The following is a 5,321-nucleotide window of genomic DNA, read 5'->3' as shown; positions in this document are numbered from 1 at the left end:
GTGGGTGGTGACGGCTGCTCTATACCTTATGTAACAATTGGAGCCATGTTAGCGCTCGGGTGCTACATAAGGTATTGAACCTTCTTTCCCCACCGTGACCACCTCAGCAATTACTCGAGATCGTAGGCCGCGATTTCGCGAGAGCCACACTGTGGACACTCATCGACGTCTTTCTCCACGCTGTATCCACAGTGACGGCACTCGTGGTGCGTTGTCGATGACGGCTCGAGTCTCACAATTTGCTGGATGAACTGTTTACTGAGCATTCATGGGATCGACGATCTCGCCACAGCCGGGGCATTCGGCCCACACGCCCGGTCTACCGCTATCTGTTTCATACTCGATGATCGCGTGTCGGCCGGTAACTGTATCGCCACAGAATGAGCAGGTGCCACGGACCGTCTCTGAATTATCGGGGGTCATTCTCACGAGATCGGTAGCTCTTTTCAGGGGAGAGGGAGCGTGTGACACTGTTTTAGAGCTGGTTCGGTCGGTGAGACCGACTCAGCTTTGCTCCCTCACCCCGATATTACAGACTCTGTGACTTATACTTCGGGCGAGCGGAGTGAAAGTACTTCTCTAGGACGGCAATATGACCACGGTTCGCGAGTGGCCACCACGCAGCTACGATTTCTAGTGACGGTGTTAGGGTGTCATAGAAGAGTTGTCACGACATTTATTCCGTGAATTCATAGCCGAATTAGCTGATAGAACGCGCTTACACATCAAGCATGAGTATTTAAACACTACCCAAACGAACGACGACAGGAATGTGCCCTCCAGAAAGTACGAGACTTCGGTCACTGACCCGTCAATCGCCCGTATGAACCGGCGTACATTCTTCGCGACGGCTTGTGTCGGTACCGCAGCACTATCGGGGTGCCTATCGGTCCTTCCGTTGGGCAGGCCGGACACGCCGTTGCCCGCCGTCCCTGACGGGACTTGGCCACAACACGGGGCAAACAGCGCGAACACGTTTGTGTCGGATGTTTCCGCACCTCCGCGGGGAAACCTAGCGTGGGAGTCGGCGACTTTCACACGGTGGGATCCGGTGATCACCGACGGAATCGTCTACACCACAAACTTCGACCCCAGCAACGAGGGAAGCGCCATCGCACTTGACGCACAGGATGGTAGCGAACAGTGGCGGACACTTCTCGAAGGGGACGGTGACCATGGAAGGGCGCTCGTCGACGAACGCTTCCTCGTGGCGTACGATGAGGAGCTCGTCGCCCTCGACCGACAGAACGGTGACATTCTCTGGCGACAGCCGCTCGAAGAGTCCGAAACCGGCGAGAGGCCGACGTACGCTCCGGAACTGCTCGCCGTCGACGAACGGTCGGGTGTCGTCGTCGTTCCATCCCGTGACGGCCTCGAAGCCTTCCGAGCGGAGAACGGCGAACCACATTGGGAGACGGCTGGGGTGACACAGCAGCGCGTCACGCCCGCGATCCACGACGGCACCGTCTACGCGGTGGGGGCCGTCGACGGCACGGACAGCGTCGCGGCGTTCGACGTCGAGGACGGAACAACCCGCTGGACGAAAGCACTGGAGCAGGTGTCGACGAGCGCCGATCCGGTAGCGACCGAGCGGGGCGTTTTCGTCGTAGACGGGAACAGTCTCGGCGTCCACGACCCCGAAACGGGGGAGAGGACCAAGGAAATCGGCTTGGCCGAGATCGACGGGACGGAAAGCACGACGGTGGCCGTGGACGGGGAGACAGCGTTCGTGGCGAACGCCGAGGGGCTACTCGCGGTCGATCTCGCGGCCGAAACGACGCGGGTGCTACACGACGACGATGTGTACGCCCAGGGGTTCTGTATCGGGAGCGATACGGTGATTGCCATGGTCGACGGATCCGAGTACGTCTCTACCGAACTCCGTGAGACGATCACCGTCTTCGACCGCGAGACGGGGGACGTACAGTGGAACTACGTGTTGGACTCGTTTCACTCCGTGACTATCCCACCGATCCTCGTCGGCGGTGCCGTATTCTTTGCGACCAGCAGCATCGGCGCTCTGGCCGTACTCGGCGATGTCGATTCGAACGGCTAAGCTCAGTGTCTCAACTGTATTGAGCGAATCACTGTGTGGGTCGACGGTGTGAGAAGAGTTCTATGACACCCTCGACGGTGTGTTAGATACCTATCTGTCCTCACCATCGGTATGTCGTTCCGCATCTCGTGGCCCATCTCTCCTATGGTGAACCCTTCATCGATGTGGTGGCTGTAGATTCTTCATCTTGAAATCCGATTGGGCGACAAACCGTCCGGCCAGTTCAGCCAACTTCCGGGTTCGCTGGATGTCGGCCAGATTGTGCTTACAGAGTGGAAGCCAGTCGCCAGCTTGGAACGCATCAACAGCTTCGGCGCTATCGTCAAACGGGTCGCAGGTCTCCTCACCAACAAGGACATCATACACCCCAACGAGGTCAGTCTGATCTTGCGTATTGAACCGGTCAACCACCTGTATCATATCGGCGTACGCGATGTCACCAAAGGGCCACCGCAGTCCATGTTGGAGAAATCGCGTTCGACAGAAGGGGAGATCGAACCCACCATTCCACGTCTCACCATTGAATGCGGTCACATAGTGGGTGTCACCATCGAGTTGGTTCGTGACAAACGACGCGACCGCCTCGAGGAGTTCGCCCTCGTTAGCAACGACGTCGAGTTGGGCTGTCCCAGTTGACTCCTCATCAAGCGCTCTCACCAGTGTGTTGCGATCAACCTCGCTGTGGCTGCCAGTATTGAGAATGAGCGATTCACCGAGACCGTGCGCGAACCCAGCAACGGTGATGACAGCGTCCGCATCGAATCCAGAGGTCTCGATGTCGAACGCAACTGGTGTGAGTCGTGAGTCACTCATCTGTGAGGTCGATAAGGTCCTCGGATTTGAATCGATCTGCCGATACGCCTAATCGCCTCAGTAGGAGGTGCCACGAGATCTGACGGGTTCGTTGTTCGCCCATCGTCACGTGATCTTCAAGAGACCAGTTATCAAGCGCACCGTCAACTACCTCAGCAGGTACGAGTAATTTCCCTACCTCCTCTTCGATTCCATATCTGACTGAATACACGACAAAAAAGTATACCGCTCTTATCGAATCGTGCTCTGAGGATTCAGCTAGTAATTCATCGTGGTGGTGCTTCCAGATTCGAAATTGGCCGTACCGGCCCGACTCGTTGGTATTATTTTGATACCGAGCGACACAGGATTTGACTTCAATATCGTAGCCAATCTCACCAGGGACATAAGTATCAATATGTGAGTCAATTGCCCCGCGGAAAGCGGTGCCAGACTCGTCAAATATGGCATTAACGAGGCGTTCAGCGTTATATCCTCGTCCAGACGCAGTTGACCGCCCATGTCCCTCACAGGTATTCGCATTTACCCCGTTTCGAACATCTTCTAATTTCATCTCCGGATTGATCACTTCGGGATTCGGAGAGCAGTTCTCTGTCATTACTCTCACGTCGCTATCCCGCCGAGGTCAGCCTCGGTAAAGTGGTGTTTAGCAAGTAGTTCAACAGCTGCTGAACCCATTTGTTGAATGAGTCCATTCCAAGCGACTCCTCGGATCTGAGGCTTACTGTGTGATGCCATGGCTCACGAGCAGATATATGTATGATAGGTATAAAAATCTCATCTATTAGTGAGGTTATATTCATCAAATAGTTATCACGCTTGATATATCGGTTGAAATAGTGGTGTGAAATAGAGGAGAATTCCGTGAGAGAGCCAGCCCCGTGGATGCAAATGCCCATTGACGACCGTATTCTCGAGGCACTAGCAACATCTGGACTGGTCCTGTCTCCATCCGTTATTGCGTTCAACATTGACAAGGCACGAAGCGAAGTAAACCGTCGACTTTCAGTGCTTGTCGATCACGGCCTCGTCGAGCGCGTCAAGCGAGGCTACTACAGGATCACCGAGACTGGTGAGCAGTATCTTGCCGGAGATCTCGATCCTGACGAGCTCTGATTAATCCAGGGATGAGTGAAATGGGCTTCTCGCAGTCGAAGGAAGACGACGGCGAGAAGCTGTGCTCCCGGAGCTGGCACGGCCAGTTCCGGGAGCTGACTCGGAAGTATACTACTCATAACCCAACGCAGGCGGCGAATTAAGGGCTCGCGGCCTGCTCTCTTTCTCCGGACGTATCCAGGAGAGGGATCGCCTTCATCACTGAAGCAAGGACGTTGGATACCATAGTTCTGAACATTCAGCTACCGACGGCAGCTGCGGCTACTGTATCTGAGTTCAAGAATCGGGTTCTGACACCGTGAAAGCGTGAATGATCGCCCCTACCCCGATACAGTCTTGTGTTCAAAAAGGCACGATGAGACCAACCTCAATGAGATCGGTGAGGTGATCTCGTCGCGGTCGGCTGGAGATTCCGGCTCACTCATCGAGTTCAGCACTGGTCACCGGACGGTCAGCCTCGAGGGGCGTCGAGACAAGCTTGCGGGGCGTATTCTGCCGGCCGTCGAACCCATGGAGGAGTCGTCCAGGCTCCAACTGGGCGAGGACATAGCAAATGTTTGTTCGCACTGTCTTTCCATTCACCAACAACGTACTTCCCATGATGGAGTTCAAAGTGTCTTTGTTTTGGAAACTCGACAGAAAATAGACCAAGAATAGAATATAATAATTCTGTTATGTGTATGCTTCCACTCCAATACAACGACAGGGAGAATCAGTCGAGTTTTGATTTGTACTCCCCTGTGATACTCCAAATGAGTAGATAATCGACGGCTAGTCAGCGACGTCGTCGCCGTCGAAATTATCGACTCCCACGACTCATCCCTCCAGAATAGCGACTTAGCTACCGATGAGGCAAAACTAAGACTCTGGGACACAGAGGAACAAGCACGGCTCACACACAGTGACGGTTCAGCGCACAGGACCTTTCCATAATCACATGCGCTGAATCGTGCGTGGCTCGTGTCAGCCCCTTTGGGGCTAACACGTACATACTGAGTGGCTACGTTAGGCCGACTCCTCCGTGTCGTCTTCGTCAAGTTGAATCTCGAAATATTTGATATCGACCTCAACCCAGATATTGCCCTCCATCTCAGGATCGATGCCGTGCTTTGCACGGATGTTGGCAGGGATTGTTACCCTCCCTCGTTGGTCCATTTCTAAAGGCTCGCTGCGGTCGACTTCGATGCGCTCGCTCATTTCTTACCGATATTGTACACCAGCCTCGGTTATAATCCTTTTTCTGGGGTGATTTGCCCACTATAGCGGAAGTTGTATTCGCTTATTTTACTCTCCACGCAGGAAAGAGGTATAAATACATATTTTGAAATATAAAAAC

Annotated in this window: 6 protein-coding genes and 1 pseudogene; 3 read left to right on the top strand and 4 right to left on the bottom strand. The window is 54.2% G+C overall.

All coding sequences use genetic code 11. From position 1 onward, the window contains the following. Positions 1 to 255: 255 nt before the first annotated feature. The gene (locus B9H04_RS19785; RefSeq protein WP_455583602.1) at positions 256 to 423 is read right to left on the bottom strand and encodes a DUF7837 family putative zinc-binding protein; all 168 of its coding nucleotides are present in this window, start codon (positions 421 to 423) and stop codon (positions 256 to 258) included. A 400-nt stretch (positions 424 to 823) separates the two neighbouring features. Between B9H04_RS19785 and B9H04_RS17270 the strand changes: the two genes are divergently transcribed. Next, positions 824 to 2,056 carry an outer membrane protein assembly factor BamB family protein gene (locus B9H04_RS17270; protein ID WP_049933315.1) on the top strand — a complete coding sequence of 411 codons (1,233 nt, stop codon included), beginning with the start codon at positions 824 to 826 and terminating at the stop codon, positions 2,054 to 2,056. Between the two features lie 156 nt (positions 2,057 to 2,212). On the opposite strand, the gene B9H04_RS17265 is transcribed toward B9H04_RS17270, so the two are convergent. Then, on the bottom strand, positions 2,213 to 2,869 hold the full coding sequence (locus B9H04_RS17265; RefSeq protein WP_049933306.1) for a hypothetical protein: 657 nt from the start codon (positions 2,867 to 2,869) through the stop codon (positions 2,213 to 2,215). Continuing rightward, positions 2,862 to 3,467, bottom strand: a complete 606-nt coding sequence (locus B9H04_RS18420) for a hypothetical protein (RefSeq protein WP_139835147.1) — start codon at positions 3,465 to 3,467, stop codon at positions 2,862 to 2,864. The genes B9H04_RS17265 and B9H04_RS18420 overlap by 8 nt, the downstream gene beginning before the upstream one ends. 287 nt (positions 3,468 to 3,754) lie before the next feature. Here B9H04_RS18420 and B9H04_RS17260 point away from each other — a divergent pair, with 287 nt between their 5' ends. Both B9H04_RS17260 and B9H04_RS18415 read left to right on the top strand, forming a co-directional pair. Beyond that, positions 3,755 to 3,985 carry a winged helix-turn-helix domain-containing protein gene (locus B9H04_RS17260; RefSeq protein ID WP_211216892.1) on the top strand — a complete coding sequence of 77 codons (231 nt, stop codon included), beginning with the start codon at positions 3,755 to 3,757 and terminating at the stop codon, positions 3,983 to 3,985. An 11-nt stretch (positions 3,986 to 3,996) separates the two neighbouring features. Then, positions 3,997 to 4,128: pseudogene (locus B9H04_RS18415) on the top strand (IS5/IS1182 family transposase); the annotation flags it as partial. 862 nt (positions 4,129 to 4,990) lie between these two features. Here B9H04_RS18415 and B9H04_RS17255 read toward each other — a convergent pair. Beyond that, entirely contained in the window at positions 4,991 to 5,182 is a 192-nt protein-coding gene (locus B9H04_RS17255; RefSeq protein ID WP_049933307.1) for a division/cell wall cluster transcriptional repressor MraZ, read from the bottom strand. Positions 5,183 to 5,321: the final 139 nt, after the last annotated feature.

Origin of the sequence: Halorubrum ezzemoulense DSM 17463 (assembly GCF_002114285.1) — an archaeon.
Lineage (GTDB): Archaea > Halobacteriota > Halobacteria > Halobacteriales > Haloferacaceae > Halorubrum > Halorubrum ezzemoulense.
The sequence above is the reverse complement of the archived record's forward strand: the minus strand, read 5'-3'. Positions and strand labels throughout refer to the sequence as shown.